This is a genomic window from Nocardioides phosphati (genome assembly GCF_014646375.1).
Taxonomy (GTDB): domain Bacteria; phylum Actinomycetota; class Actinomycetes; order Propionibacteriales; family Nocardioidaceae; genus Nocardioides; species Nocardioides phosphati.
This window is the reverse complement of record NZ_BMNI01000001.1, coordinates 265,987-289,292: the sequence shown is the minus strand read 5'-3', so window position 1 is coordinate 289,292 and position 23,306 is coordinate 265,987. Positions and strand designations below refer to the sequence as shown.

The window sequence follows — 23,306 nt, the reverse complement described above, 5'->3', positions numbered from 1 at the left end:
CCGATCGGGCGTGAGTCTAGCGAGGCGAAGGCAGGGCGGACGGGGACGACGCGGGGTCGAGGTGACGCATCTCCCGCGCCGACCGGATGGCCTTGATCACGTTGGCTGCTTCGCCGCGGCCTCCGCGCAGCGGGCTGAGCAGCACGACCATGAGCACGATCAGCCACGGCTTGAGCCGGACCAGCACGTTCGTGCCGTAACGGAAGTGGACGACGAAGAGGTTCCGGTACATGTAGAACCCCTTCCAGCTGCTGAGGTCGTGCTGCTGGTTGAAGTCGAGCTGGCGCACCAGCACGGCGTCGCGGAGGCAGACGATCGGGTAGCCCGCGTTGCGGGCCCGGATCGCGAAGTCGACGTCGTCGTAGAAGATGAAGAACGACGGGTCCGGCAGGCCGATCGCCGCGATCACGTCGCGGCGGACCATGAACCCCTCGAAGGCGACGTTCTCCACCAGCACCTCTGCCGGCATCTCCGCGCGCGAGGCGTACGTCGAGTCGACGCTCGCCGTCTTCGGCTTGATCGCGAGCGGGTTGTCGAGATCGAAGCGGACCGCCGCCTTCTCGACGAGCCGCCCCTGCAGGTCCTCGCGGACCGCCATCTGGCACGGGCCCTCGTGGGCGACCATGACCTCGAGGAAGTCGGGAGCCGGCACCACGTCGTCGTCCATGAGCAGGATGCGGTCGTGGCCCGCGTCGTACGCCTGCAGCATGCCGAGGTGGAAGCCGCCCGCGCCGCCGAGGTTGGCGCCGGTCGTGGTGACCTGCAGCGGGAGGTCCGTGCGCGCGTCGAGGACGGCGCGGGTGTCGTCGGTGCTGGCGTTGTCGATGACGATGATCGCGTCGGCCGGCCGGGTCTGCGCCGCGAGCCCGTCGAGCATGCCGGGCAGCATCGCCGAGCGGTTGAAGGTGACGACGACGACCGCGACGCTCTCGCGCTGGCCGCTCACGCGAGGAACCTCAGGTGGCCCGTGAAGTCGTCGCGCACGCCGGCGGCGATGCCCTCGGCGCTGAGCCGGAGACGCTGCAGGCTCGGCCGGGTGAACGCGTAGAACCACACCGTCTTGAGCACGAAGGCGAGCACGAACAGCCAGCCGCGGTAGTCGCGGAGGTTGACCACGTTGTTGCGGGCCATGCAGTAGTGCTTGAGGTCGCTGGGCGTGTGGTTGTACGTCGTGCGGCCGAACGCCATGGGCGTGCCCAGCTCTCCCACCGACGGGTGGCGGACGACGGCGTCGGTGACGGTGGCGATGCGGGCCCCGGCTTTCTCCGCACGCAGGCGGTACTCGTGGTCGTCGCCCCAGATGAAGAACTCGGCGCGCGGGTAGCCGATCTTCTCGACGAGGGCGCGGGTGACGAGGATGCCGTTGAAGGGGATGACGATGTCGTCGAGCAGGCCGTCGCGCGCGGCGCGGGAGACGGCCGCCCGGTCGTGCGCCACCGAGGTGCCGCCGGGCAGGCGGATCGGGAAGACCAGCCGCTGCGGGTCGTCCTCGTCGACCACGACGGGGCCCCAGAAGTCGAGGTCGCGGTGCTCCAGGAGGGTCGCCAGGCAGTCGGGGTCGGGCAGGCCGTCATCGTCCATCAGCCAGACCAGGTCGGCGTCGGTGCCCTCGATCGCGGCCTGCAGCCCGTCGTGGAAGCCGCCCGCTCCCCCGGTGTTGCTCGTCATCAGGTGCGCATGGAGGAGGGTGCCGGGCTCCTGCGCGGCGGACGCGAGCCACTCCGGCGTGCCGTCCGTGGAGGCGTTGTCGACCACGATGATCTGGTCGAGCCCGGCGATGCTCCGCAGGCGCGGCACGAGCCGCTGCAGGAGCGCCACACGGTTGTAGGTGACGACGACCGCCACGATGCGGGGGGCGGCGGGCGTCGGCGTCACGGCGTACACCCTAGGGCGTCAGCACGCCGACGAGAGGTCGGTGCTCTCGTTGGCGGCGTAGCCCGTCTCGCGGGTGCCGATCGAGCCGCCGCGCTGGGTCTCGCCGTTGGGCGCCGCCGTGGTCGACGGGACGACGGTCTTGCCCGACGGCTTGCCGGCCTTGCCCTCGGCCTTGTCGATCGCGTGCTTCACCTTCGACTGGATGAAGGCCATGTCCGGGTGGGCGGTGTCCTTGACCAGCGGCGGGACGAGCGAGAGCGTCGAGATCTTCTGCGAGCGCGCCTTCATCGCCAGCGGCACGAGCTTGCCGAAGTCGCCCGACGGGATGTTGGACTTGATCAGGCCGCTCGTCGCCTCGCTGATCGCGCCGAGCTTGCGGACCACCGTCGTGGGGCTGACCTGCTGCGCGAGGGCGTTGATCATGCACTTCTGGCGCGCCATGCGGGAGTAGTCGTCGGAGTCGTGGCGGGCCCGGGCGTACCAGAGCGCCTCGAAGCCGTTGAGCTTGTAGTAGCCGGTCTTGAGGTGCGTGTAGAAGCTGTCACCGGGGAGGCCGACCGGGATCGGCTCGCGCACGTGGAGCTTCACACCGCCGACGGCGTTGACCACGTCGCGGAAGCCCTGGAGGTTGACCATCGCCCAGTAGTTGATCTTGAGGCCGGTGATGCCCTCGACCGCCTGGACGGTCGCGTCGATGCCGGGGTCCTTGGAACCCGGGAAGAGGCTGGTGTGGTCGCCCGCCCAGGTCGAGACGCCGTTGAGGTAGCAGCCGTCGCAGTCGAAGCCGTCGGGGAAGGCCTTGTCCATGACGGAGCCGGGCGCGAAGTGGAAGTTCTCCATGTTGCGCGGCAGGCCGATCAGGACGGTGCGACCGGTCTCGGCGTCGACGCTGGCGACCTGCAGGGAGTCGGGGCGCATGCCCCAGCGGCTGGCACCGGAGTCGCCGCCGAGCAGCAGCACGTTGTAGCGGCCGTCGTTGGCGGTGCCGTCGCCACCGTGGCCGGAGGCGTTGAGCAGCGCGATGCGGCTGGCGCCGACGAGGTGGGCGCTGAAGAGCAGGGTGCCCGCGACCGCGAAGGTGAGCACCGCGTTGAGGCCGGTCATCGCGAGGCGGTGGTTCTTCACCAGGGTGAGCGGCTGGCCGAGGCGCCAGGCGTCGACGAGCAGGAGGAACCAGGAGACGGCGCCGACGATCAGGCCGAGGCGCAGGAGGGCCAGCGCCCACGTCCTCGTGGCAAGCCAGAAGAGGAGGCCGTGCCAGAGGAGGCCGACGAGCCCGAGGAGGAGGCCGAAGCCGGCCAGGAGCAGCACGATCCGCAGCGCGATCCGGCCGACCTTGCGGTTGCCCGCGACGAGCTGGGCCGAGCCGGGCAGGACCAGCGTCATCAGCATGAGCGTGATCGCGCGGCGGAAGCGGATCCGCGCCGCGCGCTCGTGCTCGCGGCTGCTCAGGTGCGACCCGGGGGGAAGGACGGGCGGCATCGGACGGCCTTTCTCATCGGCAGGGGAAGTTGCCGCCAAGTATCACCAGTCACACCTGTCACAGACGGCGCGCCGCGCCGTGGTGCTCACGAGCCGTCGCGCGACTTCAGGATCTCGGCCTTCGCGGAGAGCCGGTGTGCGCGCCGGATCTCGGCCTCGCGCTGGCGGCGTACCTCGTCGGGGGTCTCGGGCCCGAGACCGGGGATCTTGCGGGCGCGCCCGTTGCCGTCGACCGCCACGAAGACGAGGTACGCCGAGGCGACGTGCAGCGGGGTGCTCGGGTCGTCCCACGGCTCGGCCTCGACCCGGACGCCGATCTCCATCGACGACGAGCCGGCCCAGTTGACCTGGGCGAACGTCCGCAGGATGTCGCCGACGTGCACGGGGCGGAGGAAGGCCATCTCGTCCATCGCGGCGGTCACGGCCAGGCCGCCGCTGTGCCGCTGCGCGACCGCACCCGCCGTGGAGTCGACCAGCTTCATGATCTCGCCGCCGTGGACGTTGCCGTGGAGGTTGGCGCGCGTGCGCTCCATGACCATCGCCAGCTCGACGCGGGAGTACGACGCGGGCAGGGTCCCCAGGTGAAGCTCGTTCATGGGACCGCACGGTAGCGTCTGGGGCCATGGCAGAGCGGCGCGATCCTCCCCAGCCGGGCACGCCGGAGTACCGCTGGCTCTACGGCGACCCCGACGATACCCGTGCCACCGACGTGGGCGGAGGACAGAAGCGCCCCCTCCCGCAGTCCGACGAGACCCGCGTGATGCCGGTCGTCCTGCCGCCGGAGGGCACCGGGCGCCAGCGCCCCCGCACCGCCCCTTCACGGCCCACCGCCTACGAGCCCCCTGCTCCCCCGGCCCCGCCGCGCCGCCCCACCGCTCCTCCCGCGCGGCCCTCGCGGCCGCCGCGCTCGGGCGGCTCGTGGAAGCGCCGGATCCTGGCACTGCTGGTCCTGTGGATCGCCTTCCTCGTGGTGACACCGCTGCTCGCGATGCAGAAGATCGAGCACGTGGCCGCGTTCCCCGCGGGTGACCGGCCCGCCGCGCAGCCGGGCACGACGTACCTCGTGCTCGGGTCGGACAAGGCCGATGGGCTGACCGAGGCGCAGAAGCGCGCGATCCGCGCCGGCGACCGCTCCAGCGCGCGCACCGACAGCATCATGCTGCTCCACATCGGCTCCGGGCCCGACCTGCTGATGTCGATCCCGCGCGACTCCCTCGTCGCGGTGCCGGGCCACGGCACCACCAAGATCAACGCCGCCTACGCGTACGGCGGCCCGAAGCTCCTCGTGCAGACGATCGAGCAGGACACCGGGATCCGCATCGACGACGTCATCCAGATCGGCTTCGGCGGCTTCGTCGACGTGGTGGACGCCGTCGGGGGCATCGAGATCTGTCCCGACAAGCGGATGGACGACCGCGACGCGCGGCTGCACATCAAGAAGGGCTGCCAGGAGGTCGACGGCCTCACCGCCCTCGCCTACTCCCGCTCGCGCCACGCCCAGCGGCTCGGCGACCTCGACCGCGCCCGGCACCAGCGCGAGGTCGTCAACGCGGTCGGCAAGAAGGCCGTCTCGCCCTGGTCGGTCATCAACCCGGTCCGCTACTGGCAGCTCACCCACGCGGGTGCCTCGACGCTGACCGTCTCCGACGGCACCTCGGCCTGGGCGCTGGGCCGCTTCGCGCTCGCGATGACCAGCCCGGACCTGAGCTGCGGCGTCCCCATCTCCGACCTCGCCGTCCACTGGGACACCGACCGCTCGCGGCGGATGTTCCGGCTGATCCGCCAGGACCGCACCGGCGACGTCGGCAGGGGGCTCTGCACGGAGTCCGGCCTCGCCCGCTAGCGCCCCTGGGCCCGCGGTCCTCCGACCTTCGGCCCTCCACTGCGGGCGTCTGCCGGACGCAGGGTGGAGGAACCGGCGACGCACGTCACCGGTCGCCGAGAGGAGCAGAGCGATGACCACACCCACCCGAGCGACGACCTTCGGGGACCTCCTGTCCCGCTTCGAGGAATCCGGGCACGCCGACGAGACCGCCCCGATCCGGGTGGAGGAGTTCGTCCACGACGGCCACTACGTCGTCCGCGCCGAGCTGCCCGGAGTCGACCCGGACAGTGACATCGACGTCCGGATCGACGGGGACCTCCTGACCATCCGCGGCCGGCGTCAGGAGACCCGGCACGAGCACGGCCGCAGCGAGTTCCGTTACGGCTCCTTCGCACGCAGCCTCCGGCTCCCGCTCAACTGCGAGGAGCACGACATCACCGCGACGTACGACGCCGGCGTGCTCGAGGTGACCCTGCCGATGCTCCAGGCGCCGACGAGCATCGTCGTCCCCGTGCAACGTGCCGGTGCCGAGGCCCCGACGGCGGAGGCCCCGACGGCGGGGACCGCGGCGACAGCGACGGCCTGAGATGCCGACCTCGGGACGCCGCTGCGTCGTGGTCGGGGTCGACGGCTCGCGCGAGAACGCACCAGCCGTCGACTACGCGTCGCGGTGGGCAGCCGGTCTCGGCGCTCGTCTCGAGCTGCTGGCCGTCGTCCAGGGAGCCGGCACCCTGCCGCCGTACGTCGCCGCGCCGGACGATCCCGAGGAGAGCCTGCTCGGCGAGCTCGCCCGGTCGGTCCGGAACGCCCACCCCTCGCTCGAGGTGAGCGCGAACGTCGCCTTCGGCAACGCTGTCGAGTGCCTGACCGCCGCATCGGTGGATGCGGTCGGCACGGTGGTCGGCTCGCGCGGGCTCGGTGGCTTCGGACGGGCCCTCCTGGGCTCGGTCTCGAGTGCGCTCACCGGCCACGCCCCCCGACCGGTGGTGGTGGTCCCGGCACGCTGGACGGCGGAGGCCCACCCGGACAACGACCCCGTCGTCGTCGGTCTTGCGGCGGACCAGGCAGGCGATCACGCCGTACTGCACTGGGCCTTCGCAGAGGCGACCCGCACCCGCTCGCCGCTCGAGGTCGTGCACGCCGTGGACACCTCTCCGGTCCTCGCCTGGGACCGCGAGGGCCTCGGCATACGCCAGGTGCCACCCGCGCCGGGCCTGGACTCCCGGGTCCGCGACGCGGTGGCGGCCGAACAGGAGCACCGTCCGGACCTGAAGGTCCGCGTGGTCGAGGAGGCCGGTCACCCGGCTGACGTGCTGCTCTACCGCGGCGCGCAGGCGCGGCTCCTCGTGGTGGGGCGGCGACACCGGGGCCTGGGGTCGGTACGGCGTGCGGTGCTGCACCACGCCAACGTCCCGGTCGCCGTCGTTCCCCAGGGCGCCTCGGCCCCGTGAGGCCGGAACGTTCGCGAACAGCTGAGGGCCGGCCACCTTCGACGGTGACCGGCCCCCAGGCTCGCGCATGATCAGCGCGGGATCACGTCACCCGACTTCAGGAAGCGGGAGATGATCTCCTTCATGATCTCCGAGGTGCCCGCGTAGATCTGCGAGATGCGCAGGTCGGCCCAGGCGCGGGCGACGGGGTACTCGTTCATGTAGCCGTAGCCGCCGTGCAGCTGGAGGCACATGTCGGCGACCTTCTGGGCCCGCTCGGAGCACCAGAGCTTGACCATCGCGGCCGACTCGATGTCGAGCTCGCCCTTGATGTGGCGCTCGATGCACTCGTCGAGGAAGGCGCGCGCGACGCGGGCCTCAGTGGCGATCTCGGCCAGCTTGAACTTGGTGTTCTGGAACTTGCCGATCGCCTTGCCGAAGGCCTGGCGGTTCTCGGTGTACTCGAGCGTCAGGTCGAGCAGGGCCTCCATCGCGGCGACGTTGGACGTCGCGACGATCAGGCGCTCCTGCGGGAGCTGCATCATCAGCTGGATGAAGCCCTGGCCCTCTTCGGCGCCCAGCAGGTTGGCCTGCGGCACGCGGCAGTCCTCGAAGAAGAGCTCGGAGGTGTCCTGGCCCTTCATGCCGATCTTGTCGAGCACGCGACCTCGGCCGAAGCCGGGGGTCGAGGTCGGGACGACGATCAGGGAGATGCCGGACGCGGCCTCCTCCGGGTTCGTCTTCGCGACCACCACGACGACGTCCGCCTGGGCGCCGTTGGTGATGAAGGTCTTGGAGCCGTTGATGACGTAGTCGTCGCCGTCCTTCAGCGCCTTCGTCTTCACGTTCTGGAGGTCCGAGCCGGTGCCGGGCTCGGTCATCGCGATCGCGGCCACGGCCTCGCCGGAGGCGAGCTTCGGCAGCCACTCGGCCTTGATGGCGTCCGAGCCGTAGGCCTCGATGTAGTGGGCCACGATGCCGGAGTGCAGCGACGCACCCCACGACGAGTCGCCGGCGTACGCCTGCTCCTCGATGAGGATCGCCTCGTGCGCGAACGTGCCGCCACCGCCGCCGTTCTCCTCCTTGATGGAGGTGCACAGCAGGCCGAGCGCGCCGGCCTTGTTCCACAGGTCGCGGTCGACCTGCTTGTTGGCGATGTAGTTCTCGACGTTCGGCTTGATCTCCTTCTCGCAGAAGGTGCGCGCGAGGTCGCGGAAGTCCTTGAGGTCCTCGTCCATCCAGCGGGACACGGGGCGAGCCATGGGTCCGTCCTTTAGAGCTAGGGAGTGGGTACACCGTGTACCCCGACGGCACGATCATCGCATGAAACCGAGGTAAGTGGTACACCGTGTCCCCGGTGTAGGTTCTCGTTCCATGACGGCGCAGAAGTGGGAAGACACCACGGCGGCCCGGCGTGCGAGCAGCCGCCAGGGCCACCGCGCACCGGTGCGCGACCGGATCGTCCAGGCCGCGGCCGTGGCGATCGAGCAGAGCGGCCCCGACGCTGCCACGAGCCAGATCGCCGAGATCGCCGGCGTGGCGCGTCCGCACGTCTACCGGCACTTCTCCAGCAAGGAGGAGCTCCTCCACGAGGTCGCCCGGTACGCCGCGGGGTCGCTCAAGGCCCGCGTCCTCCCGGCCCTCGAGGCCCGCGACGCGGTCGACTGGGCGCGCGAGCCGATCGCCCAGGCCGTGCTGTGGGCCGAGGAGAACCCCGGGCTCTTCCTCTTCCTGATGGGCCGCAGCCAGGCCCGTGACCTGCAGCGCGGCCGCGCAGGGCGCAGCCACTTCCTCGGCCAGATCGTCGAGTCCGCCGAGGCGCACCTGAAGAAGTCGGGCTACGAGGGCGTGCCGCTCGACGCGCTCTTCGCCGGCCTCAAGGGCATGGTCGACACCAGCATCGTCTGGTGGGTGCGCCACCAGGACGAGGAGCGCGACGCCCTCGTGGACCGGCTCGCGCGCCAGGTCGGCCTGGTCGTGCAGAACCTGCTCGCCGAGCACGGCATCGCCGTCGACGAGCACGGCAACTTCACCCGCCTCACCTGAGGCGAGGCGCGGGTCAGGACCGGGTCAGAAGCCGAGCCGCGGCTTTCCGGCGGCGTGGTCGCGCACGACCTTGCCCTTGGCGTGCGCCTGCTCGGACAGCTCCGCGGCGTACGCCTCGAGCTTCTCCTGCAGCGCGGCGTCGGAGGTGCCGAGGATGCGCGCGGCGAGGATGCCGGCGTTCTTGGCGTTGCCGATGGCGACCGTGGCGACCGGGATGCCGGCGGGCATCTGGACGATCGAGAGCAGGGAGTCCATGCCGTCGAGGTACTTCAGCGGGACCGGCACACCGATCACGGGCAGCGGCGTCAGCGACGCGAGCATGCCGGGCAGGTGGGCCGCTCCCCCGGCGCCGGCGATGATCGCCTTGAGGCCACGCCCCGCAGCGCCCTTGCCGTAGTCGACCATCTCGACCGGCATGCGGTGGGCGGAGACGACGTCGGCCTCCCACGGGACGCCGAACTCGGTGAGGACGTCGGCGGCCGCCTGCATCGTGGGCCAGTCGCTGTCGGAGCCCATGACGATGCCGACCAGGGGGTTGCTCATGCTCACTCGCTCTCGTTGCCGAGGCTGCCGTCGAACCAGGCGGCGGCGTGCCGCGCCCGCTCCAGGCAGTCCTCGAGGTCATCGCCGTAGGTGTTGACGTGGCCCACCTTGCGGCCCGGACGGATCTCCTTGCCGTAGAGGTGGACGCGGAGCTTCGGGTCGCGCGCGAAGGCGTGCGGGTAGCCGTCGTACAGGTGGCCGGCCTCGGGGTCGCCGCCGAGGATGTTGACCATCACGGTCCACGGCTGGCGCGGCTCGGGCGAGCCGAGGGGCAGGTCCATGACCGCGCGCAGGTGCTGCTCGAACTGGCTGGTCACGGCGCCGTCCTGGCTCCAGTGGCCGGTGTTGTGCGGGCGCATCGCGAGCTCGTTGACGAGGATCCGGCCGTCGGTGGTCTCGAAGAGCTCCATCGCCATCACGCCGGTGACCTCGAGCTCCTTCGCGACGCGCAGTGCGGCCTGCTGGGCCTGGGTCGCGAGCTCCGCGCTGAGGTCGGGCGCGGGCGCGATCACCTCGTGGCAGATGCCGTCGCGCTGCGTCGTCTGCACCACCGGGTACGCCGCGGCCTGGCCGCTCGGCGACCGCGCGATGAGGGCGGAGAGCTCGCGGCGGAAGTCGACGAGCTCCTCGGCGAGGATCCGCACGCCGGCCTTCTCCGCCGTGGCGAACGGCTCGGTGCAGTCGTCGGCAGAGCGGACCACCCAGACGCCCTTGCCGTCGTAGCCGCCCCGGGTGGTCTTGAGGACGCAGGGGAAGCCGAACGCCTCGACGTCGGCGACCGACTCCACGATCGCGTGGCGCGGGCACGGGACGCCGAGCTCGGTGAGCTTCGCCCGCATCTCGCCCTTGTCCTGGGCGTAGAGGAGTGCGTCGGGGCCGGGCCGCGGCGAGTGGCCCGCGGCCTCGAGCGCGTGGAGGTGCTCGGTCGGGACGTGCTCGTGGTCGAAGGTGACGACGGAGCAGCCCTCGGTCACCGCGAGCAGCGTGTCGAGGTCGCGGTAGTCCCCGACGGTGTGGTCGGGGATCACCTGCGCGGCACTGACGCCCTCCGCCTCGGCAAGGAGGCGGAGCGGGAGGCCCATGTTGAGAGCGGGGGCCGCCATCATCCGGGCGAGCTGGCCGCCGCCGATGATCGCGAGGGTGGGAGGCGCGTCGGACACGCGGGCAACCTTATCGGGGTGTGGCCACCCCCACCGACCGCTGCTCAGGTGCCGTCATCGGCGCCCTCACCGTGCTGGCTCAGCCGGTGCAGCTCGGCGGCGACCTGGAGCTGGACCTCCTCGACCCTCGGGATGTCGCTCAGCTCCACGCGACCGCCGGTGCTGGCGTCGCTGACGATCAGCGTGCCGCAGCGGAAGAGCCGGTCGAGGACGCCGATCTCGAAGTCCACGCCGCTGATCCGGTTGAGCGGGATCGTGCGGCCCTCCTTCGCGATCAGGCCCGAGCGCTTGATGAAGCGCCGGTTCGTGAACGTGTACGTCGTCGTCCACCACCTCAGGAACGGCGGGAGCGCCGCGATGACGGCGAGCACGGCGAGAGCCCGCGCGACCCACCCCAGGACCGAGCCGCCGGCCCCGGTGTCCCCCTCGCCGTCGAACACGAGCGACCAGACGACCAGGACCAGCGCCAGGCCGACGAGGACCGCCGGCCAGAACAGCGCCTTCACGTGCGTGCGGGTGGTGACGACGACCCGCTCGCCGTCGTTCAGCAGGCGAGCCGGGAAGGTGCTCACGCCTGGGCCCGGACGTGGATGACGTCGCCGGCGCCGACGGGCACCTCGCCCGAACCGGTGTCGACGACGAGCCGCCCGCCGGCGTCGATGTCGACCGCGGTGCCGGTCAGCGGGTCGCCGGCCGGCACGTCGACGCGTACCTCCCTGCCCAGCGTCACGCACTCCCCGGCGTACGCGCGGCGCAGCGCGTCGGTGTCGTCGATCAGCGGGAGCAACGTCTCGAGCGAGGCGAGGACGGTGGCGAGCACCTCGGTGCGGTCGGGCACTCCCTCGACCAGCTGCTCGAGCGAGGTGGCCGCCTCGATCGGGAGCTCGGAGGAGCTCTGGTGGACGTTGATGCCGATGCCCAGGACGGCAGCCGGACCGGTCGGGGTGTCGACGCGCTCCACGAGGATGCCGGCGAGCTTGCGGGGCCCGCGCGGGTCGTCGACCACGATGTCGTTGGGCCACTTCAGGCCGATCCCGTCGGCGCGGTCGTCGAGGGCGGCGTGCACGGCGTAGCCGGTCAGCAGCGGCAGCCACGGCCACGAGGCGGGCTCGACCGACGGGCGGACCAGCATCGAGAAGGTGAGGGCGGCCCGTGGCGGCACCTCCCACGAGCGATCGAGGCGGCCGCGACCGGACGTCTGGTGCTCGGCGACGATCACGAGGCCGGCCTCCGCCCCCTCACGGGCGCGGGCCGCGACGAGCGCGTTGGTCGATCCCGCCTCCTCGACGACCTCGACAGTGTGAGGAAGTCGACGGGGGTCAAGTGGCGGGCGGGACTCGTCGGTGGAGTTCATGGGCACTACATTGGCGCAGCACACCAACAGGAGGCCAGACCCCCATGAGCGCACTCGAGTCGACTCCCGAGATCGACCTTCACACCACCGCCGGCAAGCTCGCCGACCTCGAGCGTCGTACCGACGAGGCCGTGCACGCTCCCGCCGCCAAGGCGCAGGAGAAGCAGCACGCCAAGGGCCGCAAGACCGCCCGCGAGCGTCTCGAGCTCCTCTTCGACGAGGGCTCCTTCGTCGAGCTCGACGAGTTCGCCCGTCACCGCTCGACGGCGTTCGGCCTCGAGAAGACCCGGCCCTACGGCGACGGCGTCGTCACCGGCTACGGCACCGTCAACGGGCGCCAGGTCTGCGCCTTCTCGCAGGACTTCACCGTCTTCGGTGGCTCGCTGGGCGAGGTCTACGGCGAGAAGATCGTCAAGGTCATGGACCTCGCGATCAAGACCGGCTCCCCGATCGTCGGCATCAACGAGGGTGCGGGTGCCCGCATCCAGGAGGGTGTCGTCTCCCTCGGCCTCTACGGCGAGATCTTCAAGCGCAACACCCGCGCCTCGGGCGTCATCCCGCAGATCTCGCTGATCATGGGCAACTGCGCCGGCGGCCACGTCTACTCGCCGGCCCTCACCGACTTCGTCGTGATGGTCGACCAGACCTCCGCGATGTTCATCACCGGTCCCGACGTCATCAAGACGGTCACCGGCGAGGACATCTCGATGGAGGACCTCGGCGGTGCCCGCGCGCACAACTCCAAGTCCGGCTCGGCCCACCACATGGCCGCCGACGAGGAGGACGCGATCGAGTACGTCAAGTCGCTGCTGGACCACCTCCCGCAGAACAACCTCGACGAGCTCCCGGTCTACGACGCGCCGGCCGACCTCGAGCCCAACGAGCTCGACCTCAAGCTCGACACGATCATCCCCGACGGCGCGAACCAGCCGTACGACATGCACGAGGTCATCGAGACGATCCTCGACGACCAGGACTTCCTCGAGGTCCAGGAGCTCTTCGCTCCCAACCTGATCGTCGGCTTCGGCCGCGTCGAGGGGTCGCCGGTCGGCATCGTCGCCAACCAGCCGATGCAGTTCGCCGGCTGCCTGGACATCGACGCCTCCGAGAAGGCCGCGCGCTTCGTCCGCACCTGCGACGCCTTCAACGTCCCGGTCATCACCCTCGTCGACGTCCCGGGCTTCCTCCCCGGCACCGACCAGGAGCACACCGGCATCATCCGCCGTGGCGCGAAGCTCCTCTACGCCTACTGCGAGGCGACGGTCCCGCTCGTCACGATCATCACCCGCAAGGCGTACGGCGGCGCGTACGACGTCATGGGCTCGAAGCACCTCGGCGGCGACATCAACCTGTCGTGGCCCACCGGCCAGATCGCGGTCATGGGTGCCCAGGGCGCGGCGAACATCATCCACCGCCGCACGCTCTCCGACCTGGCTGCCGCCGGTGGCGACGTGGAGACCAAGCGCGCCGAGCTCATCGACGAGTACGAGACCACGCTGGCCAACCCGTACATCGCGGCCGAGCGTGGCTACATCGACGGCGTCATCCGCCCCCACGAGACCCGCGCCGAGATCGTCAAGGCGCTGCGTCTGCTCAAGGGCAAGCGCGTCGAGCAGCTGCCGAAGAAGCACGGGAACATCCCGCTCTGATGGCCGAGTCGACCGAGACCGAGACCGTGGAGGTCGCGGAGGAGCAGAAGCCGCTCCTCCGCGTCATCTCCCCCCACGCCACGCCCGAGGAGATCGCGGTCATCACCGCGGTCTTCGCGGCCATGGGCTCCGGTGGCGACGCTCCGGTGAAGAAGCGTCCCTCCGAGTGGGCCTCGCCCGCGCGACGCGCGCGTCGTACGCTCCCGCACGGTTTCGGCGGCTGGAAGGCCTCGGCCCTCCCCCGCTGATCCACCCCTTTGTGCCGAGACGGCACACGTTGCGTGACGAGACGGCAGATCTGGGTGCACACCTGTGCCCCACATCTGCCGTCTCGGCGCATTTCCGCGCAACACCTGCCGTCTGGGCGAGACTGGTGCGCGTGATGATCCCGCGGGCGCTGATGGACGGCCTGGTCTCCGGCGAGCTCGACCTCGCCTTCCGGCGCTGGACCCGCCGCATGCACGTCCCCGGCGGTACGCAACGTACGCCGGGCGGCGTCGTCCGCTTCGAGGCCGTCGACGTCGTCGCGCTCGACGCGATCACCGAGGACGAGGCGCGCCGCGCGGGCCAGCCGCTGGAGCGGATCCGCGACGTGCTCAGCCGCAAGGAGGGCGACGTCTACCGGATCCGCCTCTCCTACGCGGGCGAGGACGCCCGGGTGGCCCTGCGCGAGAGGGCGAGGCTCACGCCGAAGCAGCGCGACGAGCTCGTGGCGGCGCTGGCCGCGATGGACACACGGAGCAGGCGTGGCCCCTGGACCCGCCAGCACCTGGAGCTGATCGAGGCGCGACCGTCGACCCTGGCCGAGGAGATCGCGGCGAGCATCGGCCGAGAGAAGCTGCCGTTCAAGGCCGACATCCGCCGGCTCAAGGAGCTCGGGCTCACCGAGAGCCTCCGGCCCGGCTACCGGCTCTCGCCCCGGGGCCGCGCGCTGCTGCGCCACCTCCGCTCGCTCGACACAGAGGGCTGACGCTTAAGGTCTGGCGCGTGACCTTCGTGCTCGCCTCCCAGTCCCCCGCCCGCCTCGCCACCCTCCGCAAGGCCGGTCTCGACCCGCAGGTGATCGTCAGCGGCGTCGACGAGGACCAGCTCGACGGCCTGCCGCCGGTCGAGCTCGCGCTGCGCCTCGCGGAGCTCAAGTGCGCGGCGGTCGTCGAGCGCGAGGACCTGCCGTCCGACGCCGTCGTCCTGGGCTGCGACTCCGTCCTCGAGCTCGACGGCGAGGCGCTCGGCAAGCCGGGCACGCCCGAGGAGGCGACCCGGCGCTGGCAGGCGATGCGCGGCCGCAGCGGCGTGCTGGTCACGGGCCACGCGCTGCACGACACCGCCACCGGCCGCACCGTCTCGGCCACTGCTGCCACCACCGTCCACTTCGCCGACGTCAGCGACGCCGAGATCGCGGCGTACGTCGCGACGGGCGAGCCGCTCCACGTCGCGGGCGCCTTCACCGTCGACGGCCTGGGCGGCGCCTTCGTGACCGGCATCGAGGGCTGCCACCACAACGTGGTCGGCGTCTCGCTGCCGCTCGTGCGCACGCTGCTCGGCGACCTCGGCCGCTCGTGGACGGACTTCTGGGCCCGGGGCTGACCCGACCAAAGTCCCTGCCCCACGCGGCCGGACGGCGCACATAGTGGAGGCATGACGAACGCGATCGAGATCGACGGGCTGGTCAAGCAGTTCGGGGCGTTCCGGGCTCTCGACGAGCTCGACCTCACCGTGCGCACCGGTGAGGTGCACGGCTTCCTGGGCCCCAACGGCTCCGGGAAGTCGACCACCATCCGGGTCCTGCTCGGGCTGCTCCGCGCCAACTCCGGCCGGGTGCGGCTGCTGGGCGGGGACCCGTGGCGTGACGCGACGGAGCTGCACCGCCGGCTGGCCTACGTCCCCGGCGACGTGAACCTGTGGCCGCAGCTCACCGGCGGCGAGGTCATCGACCTGCTCGGCCGCCTGCGGGGCGGCGTGGACCCGAGCCGCCGCGACAAGCTCATCCACAAGTTCGAGCTCGATCCGACCAAGCGGGCGCGCGCCTACTCCAAGGGCAACCGCCAGAAGGTCGCCCTCGTCGCCGCGCTGGCCAGCGATGCCGAGCTGCTCATCCTCGACGAGCCCACGAGCGGGCTGGACCCGCTCATGGAGGAGCTCTTCCGCGAATGCGTCCAGGAGGAGCGCAGCCGCGGGCGGACCGTGCTGCTGAGCAGCCACATCCTCAGCGAGGTCGAGGCGCTGTGCGACCGGGTGAGCATCATCGGCAAGGGCCGCACGGTCGAGACGGGAAGCCTCGCCGAGCTGCGGCACCTGACCGAGACCTCCGTCGACGCCACCCTCACCGGCCCGGTCCCGGACCTCGCCGGCCTCGACCTGCGCGACCTCGACGTCGAAGGGTTCCGCGTGCGCTGCCTCGTGCCGACTCCTGCCCTGGGCGCTCTCCTGGCCCGGCTCGGCACGGTGGGCATCGCCTCACTCGTCAGCCAGCCGCCGACGCTGGAGCAGCTCTTCCTGCGGCACTACGGGGACCAGAAGTGAACGGCTGGGTGCTCCTGCTGCGGATGGCACTGCGCCGCGACCGGGTCCTGATCCCGGCGTGGGTCGCCGTCTTCGTCGTCGTCTCCTTCGGCAGCGCGGCCGCCACCGCGACGCTCTACGCGGACCCGGTCCAGCTCGCGGCGGCCGGCCACGCGGTCAACGCGACACCGGCCCTCGTCGCCCTCTACGGCCCGGTGTACGACGTCACCTCGCTCGGCGCGATCGGGATGATGAAGATGAACGCCATGGGCGCAGCGCTCGTCGGGCTGCTCGGGCTGCTCCTGGTCATCCGCCACACCCGCGCGGACGAGGAGGTCGGCCGGACCGAGCTCGCCGCCGCCGGCGCGGTCGGACGCCACGCGGCGCTCGCCGCCGGCGTGGGCACGGCGGCGATCGGCGTGCTCGCGGTCAGCGGGTTGAGCGCGGTCGCGCTCGCAGCCGCGGGCCTGCCCCTCGCCGGGTCGCTCACCCTCGGGGCCGCCTGGGCGGCGTGCGGGCTCGTCTTCGTCGCCGTCGGAGCGTTCGCGGCGCAGCTGGCGACCGCGGCCCGCGCCAGCCGCGGGATCGCGGTGACCGCGCTCCTCGCGGCGTACGTCCTGCGGGCGACGGGTGACACGAGCGGGCCATCGTGGCTGACCTGGGCCTCCCCCGTCGGCTGGTCCCAGCAGATGCGCGCGTACGCCGGCGACCGGTGGTGGCCCGCGGCCTTCGCCCTGCTCGCAGCAGCCGTGGTGACCGGCGCCGCCGTCCTCGTGGAGCAGCGACGCGACCTGGGCGCCGGCCTGCTCGCCGACCGGCCCGGCCCCGCACACGGCGGCCCGACCGGTCCGTTGTCCCTCGCGTGGCGGCTGCACCGCATGGCGCTGGCCGGCTGGGCGGTCGGCTTCGTCGTCCTCGGCTTCCTGCTCGGCTCGATCGCCTCGAGCGTGCCGCAGTTCCTCAAGGGGTCCTCCGCCGCCGCGGAGATGATCCGTGCCCTCGGCGGCACGGACCGGCTCATCGACGCGTTCCTGGCCACCGAGCTCGACTTCACGGCCGTGATCGCTGCCGCCTTCGCCATCAGCCTCATCGTGAGGCTGGCGGGCGAGGAGGCACACGGTCGTGCCGAGGAGGTGCTCGCGACGCCCACCGGGCGGGTGCCGTGGGCCCTCGCCCACCTCGGCGTCGCCCTCCTCGGCTCCGCACTCCTCATCGTGATGCTCGGCGCCGCGGCCGGGCTCGCCCGCGCTCTCGCCACCGACGATCCCGGCCAGCTCGTCAGCGTCGCCGGGGCCTCGCTCGTGCGGATCCCCGCGGCCTGGACGATGGCCGCCCTCGCCCTCCTGCTGTACGCCGCGTCGGCGCGCGCCGCCACCTGGGCCTGGGCCGCCCTGGTCGGCGTGGTCGTCCTCGGCGAGTTCGGGCCCCTGATGCGGCTGCCCGACTGGATGCAGGAGCTCTCGCCGTACCGGCACGTGCCGCCGCTGCCCGGGGGTGACCTCGAGGTCGCGCCGCTGGCCGTCCTGCTGGTCCTGGTCGCGGCACTGGTGGCGCTGGGCGCCGCCCTCTACCGTCGACGGGACATCACACCCGGCTGAGCCTTCGCGGTACTGAGTTCCACTTCGTCGAGTGGCAGTCCACACACCGACGAGGGGCGCGCGGGGACCTGATGTACCCCTAGACTCCCGACGAGCCCGACATGGAAACAGGAGTGTGCCGTGCCCGAGATCAAGCCTCTGCAGAAGGTCCTCATCGCCAACCGTGGTGAGATCGCCGTCCGCGTCATCCGCGCCTGCAAGGACGCCGGCATCGGCTCCGTGGCCGTGTACGCCGAGCCGGACCGGGATGCGCTGTTCGTGCGCCTGGCCGACGAGGCCTACTCGCTCAACGGTTCGACGCCCGCGGACTCGTACCTTGTGATCGAGAAGATCATCGCCGTGGCGAAGGAGTCGGGCGCCGACTCGGTCCACCCCGGCTATGGCTTCCTCGCCGAGAACGCCAACTTCGCCCAGGCCGTCATCGACGCCGGGCTGATCTGGATCGGTCCGTCGCCGGACGCGATCGAGGGCCTGGGCGACAAGGCCAAGGCCAAGCAGATCGCGCTGGCGGCCGGTGCCCCGCTGGCGCCCGGCCTCAAGGACGCGGTCAAGGACGCTGACGAGATCGTCGCGTTCGCCAAGGAGCACGGCCTGCCGGTCGCCATCAAGGCGGTCTTCGGTGGTGGCGGTCGCGGCCTCAAGGTCGCCCGCACCCTGGAGGAGATCCCCGAGCTGTTCGAGTCCGCGACCCGCGAGGCGATCTCCGCCTTCGGCCGCGGCGAGTGCCTGGTCGAGAAGTTCCTCGACAAGCCGCGCCACGTCGAGACCCAGTGCCTGGCCGACAAGCACGGCAACGTCGTGGTCGTGTCCACCCGCGACTGCTCGCTGCAGCGTCGCCACCAGAAGCTGGTCGAGGAGGCGCCCGCGCCGTTCCTCACCGACGAGCAGAACCAGCGCCTCTACGAGTCGTCCAAGGCGATCCTGCGCGAGGCCGGCTACGTCGGCGCGGGCACGTGTGAGTTCCTGGTCGCCGCCGACGGCACGATCTCCTTCCTCGAGGTCAACACCCGCCTCCAGGTCGAGCACTGTGTCTCCGAGGAGGTCACCGGCATCGACCTGGTCCGCGAGATGTTCCGCATCGCCGCGGGCGAGGAGCTCGGCTACGACGACCCCGAGGTCCGCGGCCACTCCATCGAGTTCCGCATCAACGCCGAGGACGGCGGCAACAACTTCATGCCGGCGCCGGGCACCCTCACCAAGTGGAACCCGCCGCAGGGCCCGGGCATCCGCATCGACGGTGGCTACGAGGTCGGCGAGACGATCCCGGGCGCGTTCGACTCCCTGGTCGCCAAGCTGATCGTCACCGGCAAGGACCGCACCCAGGCCATCGAGCGCTCGCGTCGTGCCATCGCGGAGTTCGAGGTCGACGGGATGCCGACCGCGCTCACCTTCGACGAGGTCATCGTCAACGACCCGGCCTGGGTCGGTGCGTCCAACCCGAGCGGCGAGGGCTCCTTCGACGTCTACACCACGTGGATCGAGACCGAGTTCAACAACACCATCACGCCGTACGCCGGCGAGGCGGGCGAGGCCGAGGAGCAGGGCGAGCGGCAGAAGGTCGTCGTCGAGGTCGGCGGCAAGCGCGTCGAGGTCGTCATCCCCGCCGGTCTCGGTGGCCTCTCGACCGGTGGCGGTGCCGCCGGTGCGAAGAAGCCGAAGGCCGCGCGCAAGAAGGCCGGCGCCGCCGTCTCCGGTGACGCCGTCGCCTCCCCGATGCAGGGCACCATCGTCAAGATCGCCGTCGAGGAGGGCCAGGATGTCGCCGAGGGCGACGTCATCGTGGTCCTCGAGGCGATGAAGATGGAGCAGCCGCTCAAGGCCCACAAGGCCGGCACCGTGACCGGACTCGACGCCGAGGTCGGCGTCACCGTCACCCAGGGNGCCCACCTCGACGAGGGGGGCGCCCTTCGCCGTTGTCGGGAGCCGTCAGGCGGTCGTGGTGGGTCGCCCCGTGATCGCGAAGTACGTCGACTTGAGGCCGAACCAGCTGCGGAACGTGTCGCCATAGACGGTGACCTGCTTGCCGCCCGTGCCGATGAAGACGATCTTCGAGACGTGGTAGCCGTCCGTCGTGATGACGCTCGCCTTGGCCAGGTAGACGATGCCGGTCCGCTTCTCGACGGAGGCCACGTCGAACTGGGCCGACCAGTCGTGGTTGGGGTTGCCGTAGGTGCCGTCGGCCCGCTTCCAGCCGTCGTACGCGTCGGCCTTGGCCGGCAGATAGGGCTTGCCGTAGTAGTCAGCGGCCGTCCTGCCGCCGCTGCTCGAGGAGAACTGCGTGAACGCGGGCTGCCCGTTGTAGGTCAGGATCACGCCCGCGGTCGCGTCGATCGCGGCGTTGCTGGCCGCGGCCTCGCGGTCATAGCCGCCGTAGACCTGGCACTGGGTCGTGTCGCAGATGTCGTAGCTGGTCGCGCCGGACGGGGTGGCGAGGTCCCACGCGGCGTACGTGCGGGCGGCGACGGCCTGCGCCGCCACGGCGTCGGGATCCCACGACGACGGCATCTCGGAGGGGACGACGCCACGGAGGTAGTTCTCCAGGCGGAGCCGGTTGACGGTGTCGCGCGTGGTCGAGGTGGGGCTCGGGCGTGCGCCCATGAGCCGGCCGCGGAACTGGTGGCTGGTGCCCGCGTAGTAGAGGCGGATCGGCTGGCCGCCGGCGAAGAAGGAGCCGTCGGCCGCGAAGGTCCACCACCGCTTCCAGACGCCGTCGAGGCGGTAGTCGACCCCGGTGCCGTTGGTCGAGGTCACCACCAGGCGCCAGCGGTCGGCGCCGTTCTCGGGGAGCGTGCGGGTCTCGTTGGTGCCGGTGTCGGTCACCGTGAGGCCGGGCCGCGGCGCGACCAGCACGTCGTCGCTCGTGTCGGCCGTGATCTTGACCCGCACGGCACGGAAGAGCTTCGCCTGCGCGGTGCCCGGGTAGTAGAACGCGGTGATCTGCTGCCAGGTCTGGCCCTGCAGCGCGGCGCCCTGCGCGCCGTACTGCGACATGCCGTGGCCGTGGCCCCAGCCGTGGCCCGCGAGGGTCACCATCCCCGTCGCGGGCATGGTGTACGTCGTGGTGGTGGCCGCCGACGCCGGGGAGGCGAGCGGGAGCGCGCCCACGAGGAGGCTGGACAGGACGGCCGTGGTCAGACCGAGGGCACCGCGGCGCATCGAGGATCTCCGTGACTGGTGTGACTGTTGGGAAGCATGAGAATCCAGCATGCGGGGGCGCAGCCGTCCCTGTAAACCGCCTTCGGCGAACTACAGGGCTGGAATTAGTGGCCCGTCCGGGCCGGTCCGGACTGGCCCGTCAGGACTGGCCCGTCAGGACTGGTGCAGGCGGCGCGCGGCCTCGGCGATCGAGCCGGAGAGCGACGGGTAGACGGTGAACGTCTGGGCCAGCTGGTCGGCGGTGATCTTCATGGTCACGGCGAGGGCGATCGGGTGGATCAGCTCGCTCGCGCGCGGACCCACCACCACTCCCCCGAGCACGCGACGCGAGTGGGGGCTGACGAAGAGCTTCACGAAGCCGTCGTGGATGCCCTGCATCTTGGCGCGCGCGTTGGTGGCGAGCGGGAGCATCACGCCGTCGGCCTTGACGTCACCGGCGTCGACGGCGTTCTGGCTGACGCCGACCGTCGCGATCTCCGGGGAGGTGAACACGTTGGAGGCCACGATGCTGAGGTCGAGCGGGGCCACCGCGTCGCCGAGCACGTGCCACATCGCGATCCGGCCCTGCATGGCGGCGACGCTGGCGAGCATGAAGACACCGGTGCAGTCGCCGGCGGCGTACACGCCCCGGGCGGTGGTCCGCGAGACACGGTCAACGGTGATGAAGCCGCCCTTGTCGACCGCGACGCCGGCCTCCTCGAGACCGAGGTCCTGCGTGTTGGGGATCGACCCGAGCGCCAGGAGGCAGTGCGAACCCGTGACGGTGCGGCCGTCCTCGAGCTCGACCGTCACGGTGTCGCCGTCGCGGCGCACCGACTGCATGCGCGACTTGCCGAGCACCTCCATGCCCCGGCGCTTGAAGACCTCCTCGAGGACCTCCGCGGCGTCGGCGTCCTCCCCGGGCAGGACCCGGTCACGGCTGGAGACGAGCGTGACGTCGATGCCGAGCGCGTTGTAGGCGCTGGCGAACTCGGCACCCGTGACGCCGGAGCCGACGACGATCATCTTCGTCGGGGTCTCGCGCAGGTCGTAGACCTGCTCCCAGGTCAGGATCCGCTCGCCGTCGGGCTGGGCAGTCGGCAGCGTGCGCGGGCTCGCGCCCGTCGAGACCAGCACCGCGTCGGCGTCGTACGACGTCTCGGTGCCGTCGGGCGCCGTCGCGACGACCCGGCCGGGCCCGTCGAGCCGGCCACGGCCGTGGACGACGGTGACGCCCTCGGAGCGGAGCCGGTGGGCGATGTCGGCGGACTGGTCGGCAGCGAGCTGCTTCACGCGCGCGTTGATCCGGACCAGGTCGATGGCGACGGCGTCGGCGGCGTCGCCCTCGTGGTCCTGCGGCATGATGCCGAGCTCGGCGGCGCGCGGAAGCTCGGCCATGACCTCGGCCGTCGCGATCAGGGTCTTCGACGGCACGCAGTCGGTGAGGACGGCAGAGCCGCCCAGACCGTCGGTGTCGACGACCGTCACCTCCGCACCCAGCTGGGCGGCGACCAGCGCCGACTCGTAGCCACCAGGACCGCCACCGATGATCACCACGCGCGTCATGCGTGCATCCTCTCAGGTCTGCCCGCCCTCGTGCGCCGCCCCTAGGATCGCTTGGTGACCACAGATGCCGCCGCTCCCCCGGTCCACGCGCCCTCGACGTTCCTCCGCGTCATCGCGGTGCCGCTCATGCTCGTGGCGGGTGGCGCGGTGGCGGTGCAGTCGCAGATCAACGGCCGGCTGGCCGCGGCGCTCGGCGAGGGCCCGCGGGCGGGCATCGGCGCAGCCGTCATCAGCTTCGGCACCGGGCTGGTCGTGCTCGTCGTGCTCACCGCGTCCTCCGCCGGTCAGCGCCGCCGCGCGGCCGTGCTGCTCACCAGCCTGCGCAGCGGGAGCATCCGGCCGGCGGAGCTGGCCGGCGGCTTGATGGGCGCCTTCCTGGTGTCGACACAGGGCATCACCGTCGGCACCATCGGCGTGGCGCTCTTCAGCGTCGCCCTGACCGCCGGCCAGTCCGCGAGCTCCCTCGTCGTCGACCACCTGGGCTTCGGGCCGGCAGGCCACCAGGCACTGTCGGCGCCGCGGGCGGTGGCGGCGGCGTTCGCGGTGGCTGCGGTGCTGGTCGGCACCGGCTCGCGCCTGGCCGACGAGGTGTCGGTGCAGCTGGTCGTCTTCGCCCTGCTCGCCTTCCTCGCCGGCGCGGGCTCGGCGGTGCAGCAGGCCCTCAACGGACGGGTCTCGCGCCACGTCGGCCCGTGGGTGACGACGCTCAACAACTTCGTCGTCGGCTGGGTGGCGCTGGTCGTCGCGTTCGGCCTGAGCCTGCTCCTCCACGGGCGGCTGGACGGCCTGCCCGGCACGTGGTGGCTCTACCTCGGCGGCGCGATCGGCATCTCGTTCATCTGGCTCTCCGCGGTGCTCGTGCGGGTGCACGGCGTCCTCGTCCTCGGCCTGTCGATGATCGCCGGCCAGGTGGTCGGCGCACAGCTGATCGAGGCGCTCATCGACCACGAGGCGGTGGGCGCGGCGGGCTACGCCGCGAGCGGGCTGACCGTGCTCGGCGTGCTGCTCGCGCTCGGCCTCCGGCCCCGCCAGGAGCCCACCTGACGCCGCCGGACCCGCTCGGGAGGCCCGCGTGCAGGACAGCGCGCAGGTCGTGCGGGCAAGGTTTTTTGCGTACCGACTTAGGTATCTTGAAAACGCA

The 23,306-nt window shown here is 71.6% G+C and carries 22 protein-coding genes and 1 pseudogene; 12 read left to right on the top strand and 11 right to left on the bottom strand.

Annotated elements, in window-relative coordinates; genetic code table 11:
- Window positions 1-16: 16 nt before the first annotated feature.
- The 4 genes from IEX47_RS01400 to IEX47_RS01385 form a co-directional block, all read right to left on the bottom strand.
- Window positions 17-946, bottom strand: coding sequence for a glycosyltransferase family 2 protein (locus IEX47_RS01400; protein ID WP_188782148.1), 930 nt, complete (start codon window positions 944-946; stop codon window positions 17-19).
- The gene (locus IEX47_RS01395) at window positions 943-1,875 is read right to left on the bottom strand and encodes a glycosyltransferase family 2 protein (protein WP_188782146.1); all 933 of its coding nucleotides are present in this window, start codon (window positions 1,873-1,875) and stop codon (window positions 943-945) included. The genes IEX47_RS01400 and IEX47_RS01395 overlap by 4 nt, the downstream gene beginning before the upstream one ends.
- A gap of 18 nt (window positions 1,876-1,893) precedes the next feature.
- Entirely contained in the window at window positions 1,894-3,357 is a 1,464-nt protein-coding gene (locus IEX47_RS01390; RefSeq protein ID WP_188782144.1) for an LCP family protein, read from the bottom strand.
- An 86-nt stretch (window positions 3,358-3,443) separates the two neighbouring features.
- The gene (locus IEX47_RS01385) at window positions 3,444-3,953 is read right to left on the bottom strand and encodes an acyl-CoA thioesterase (protein WP_188782142.1); all 510 of its coding nucleotides are present in this window, start codon (window positions 3,951-3,953) and stop codon (window positions 3,444-3,446) included.
- A gap of 26 nt (window positions 3,954-3,979) precedes the next feature.
- Here IEX47_RS01385 and IEX47_RS18045 point away from each other — a divergent pair, with 26 nt between their 5' ends.
- The 3 genes from IEX47_RS18045 (at window position 3,980) to IEX47_RS01370 (ending at window position 6,633) form a co-directional block, all read left to right on the top strand.
- Window positions 3,980-5,200, top strand: coding sequence for an LCP family protein (locus tag IEX47_RS18045; protein ID WP_188782140.1), 1,221 nt, complete (start codon window positions 3,980-3,982; stop codon window positions 5,198-5,200).
- Between the two features lie 112 nt (window positions 5,201-5,312).
- Entirely contained in the window at window positions 5,313-5,768 is a 456-nt protein-coding gene (locus IEX47_RS01375; RefSeq protein ID WP_188782138.1) for an Hsp20/alpha crystallin family protein, read from the top strand.
- A gap of 1 nt (window position 5,769) precedes the next feature.
- A complete protein-coding gene (locus tag IEX47_RS01370; protein WP_188782136.1) occupies window positions 5,770-6,633 on the top strand; it encodes a universal stress protein in 864 nt (287 codons plus the stop codon).
- 71 nt (window positions 6,634-6,704) lie between these two features.
- Here IEX47_RS01370 and IEX47_RS01365 read toward each other — a convergent pair whose 3' ends face one another.
- On the bottom strand, window positions 6,705-7,874 hold the full coding sequence (locus IEX47_RS01365; RefSeq protein ID WP_229662529.1) for an acyl-CoA dehydrogenase family protein: 1,170 nt from the start codon (window positions 7,872-7,874) through the stop codon (window positions 6,705-6,707).
- 112 nt (window positions 7,875-7,986) lie between these two features.
- Here IEX47_RS01365 and IEX47_RS01360 point away from each other — a divergent pair, with 112 nt between their 5' ends.
- Window positions 7,987-8,658 (top strand): TetR/AcrR family transcriptional regulator, encoded by a 672-nt coding sequence (locus IEX47_RS01360; protein ID WP_188782134.1) that lies wholly within the window; start codon window positions 7,987-7,989, stop codon window positions 8,656-8,658.
- 24 nt (window positions 8,659-8,682) lie between these two features.
- Here IEX47_RS01360 and purE read toward each other — a convergent pair whose 3' ends face one another.
- The 4 genes from purE to IEX47_RS01340 all read right to left on the bottom strand — a co-directional run bounded on the left by purE (window position 8,683) and on the right by IEX47_RS01340 (window position 11,715).
- A complete protein-coding gene (purE, locus tag IEX47_RS01355; RefSeq protein WP_188782132.1) occupies window positions 8,683-9,201 on the bottom strand; it encodes a 5-(carboxyamino)imidazole ribonucleotide mutase in 519 nt (172 codons plus the stop codon).
- Between the two features lie 2 nt (window positions 9,202-9,203).
- Entirely contained in the window at window positions 9,204-10,307 is a 1,104-nt protein-coding gene (locus IEX47_RS01350) for a 5-(carboxyamino)imidazole ribonucleotide synthase (RefSeq protein ID WP_373289205.1), read from the bottom strand.
- 98 nt (window positions 10,308-10,405) lie between these two features.
- Entirely contained in the window at window positions 10,406-10,933 is a 528-nt protein-coding gene (locus tag IEX47_RS01345; protein WP_188782128.1) for a PH domain-containing protein, read from the bottom strand.
- Window positions 10,930-11,715, bottom strand: coding sequence for a biotin--[acetyl-CoA-carboxylase] ligase (locus IEX47_RS01340; RefSeq protein WP_188782126.1), 786 nt, complete (start codon window positions 11,713-11,715; stop codon window positions 10,930-10,932). Before IEX47_RS01340 ends, IEX47_RS01345 begins: the two co-directional genes overlap by 4 nt.
- A gap of 44 nt (window positions 11,716-11,759) precedes the next feature.
- On the opposite strand from IEX47_RS01340, the gene IEX47_RS01335 reads away from it, so the two are divergent.
- The 7 genes and pseudogenes from IEX47_RS01335 to IEX47_RS01305 all read left to right on the top strand — a co-directional run.
- Entirely contained in the window at window positions 11,760-13,364 is a 1,605-nt protein-coding gene (locus IEX47_RS01335) for an acyl-CoA carboxylase subunit beta (RefSeq protein ID WP_188782124.1), read from the top strand.
- Complete coding sequence (locus IEX47_RS01330; RefSeq protein WP_188782123.1) at window positions 13,364-13,612, top strand: acyl-CoA carboxylase subunit epsilon; 249 nt, start codon at window positions 13,364-13,366, stop codon at window positions 13,610-13,612. The genes IEX47_RS01335 and IEX47_RS01330 overlap by 1 nt, the downstream gene beginning before the upstream one ends.
- A gap of 134 nt (window positions 13,613-13,746) precedes the next feature.
- On the top strand, window positions 13,747-14,334 hold the full coding sequence (locus IEX47_RS01325) for a hypothetical protein (protein ID WP_229662623.1): 588 nt from the start codon (window positions 13,747-13,749) through the stop codon (window positions 14,332-14,334).
- Window positions 14,335-14,351: 17 nt separating this feature from the next.
- Window positions 14,352-14,951: a Maf family protein gene (locus tag IEX47_RS01320; RefSeq protein ID WP_229662528.1), complete on the top strand. Its 600-nt coding sequence runs from the start codon at window positions 14,352-14,354 to the stop codon at window positions 14,949-14,951.
- Between the two features lie 51 nt (window positions 14,952-15,002).
- Entirely contained in the window at window positions 15,003-15,887 is an 885-nt protein-coding gene (locus IEX47_RS01315; RefSeq protein WP_188782119.1) for an ABC transporter ATP-binding protein, read from the top strand.
- Window positions 15,884-17,464 (top strand): ABC transporter permease, encoded by a 1,581-nt coding sequence (locus IEX47_RS01310; RefSeq protein WP_188782116.1) that lies wholly within the window; start codon window positions 15,884-15,886, stop codon window positions 17,462-17,464. The genes IEX47_RS01315 and IEX47_RS01310 overlap by 4 nt, the downstream gene beginning before the upstream one ends.
- Before the next feature lie 120 nt (window positions 17,465-17,584).
- Window positions 17,585-19,360, top strand: a pseudogene (locus tag IEX47_RS01305) (acetyl/propionyl/methylcrotonyl-CoA carboxylase subunit alpha); the annotation flags it as partial.
- 30 nt (window positions 19,361-19,390) lie between these two features.
- Here the strand turns inward: IEX47_RS01305 and IEX47_RS18160 are convergent.
- Both IEX47_RS18160 and IEX47_RS01295 read right to left on the bottom strand, forming a co-directional pair.
- Window positions 19,391-20,062, bottom strand: coding sequence for a SpoIID/LytB domain-containing protein (locus IEX47_RS18160; RefSeq protein ID WP_373289204.1), 672 nt, complete (start codon window positions 20,060-20,062; stop codon window positions 19,391-19,393).
- A gap of 711 nt (window positions 20,063-20,773) precedes the next feature.
- Window positions 20,774-22,165, bottom strand: coding sequence for an NAD(P)H-quinone dehydrogenase (locus IEX47_RS01295; RefSeq protein WP_188782114.1), 1,392 nt, complete (start codon window positions 22,163-22,165; stop codon window positions 20,774-20,776).
- Between the two features lie 54 nt (window positions 22,166-22,219).
- Here IEX47_RS01295 and IEX47_RS01290 point away from each other — a divergent pair, with 54 nt between their 5' ends.
- Window positions 22,220-23,209: a DMT family transporter gene (locus IEX47_RS01290; protein WP_229662527.1), complete on the top strand. Its 990-nt coding sequence runs from the start codon at window positions 22,220-22,222 to the stop codon at window positions 23,207-23,209.
- The last annotated feature ends 97 nt before the right edge of the window (window positions 23,210-23,306 follow it).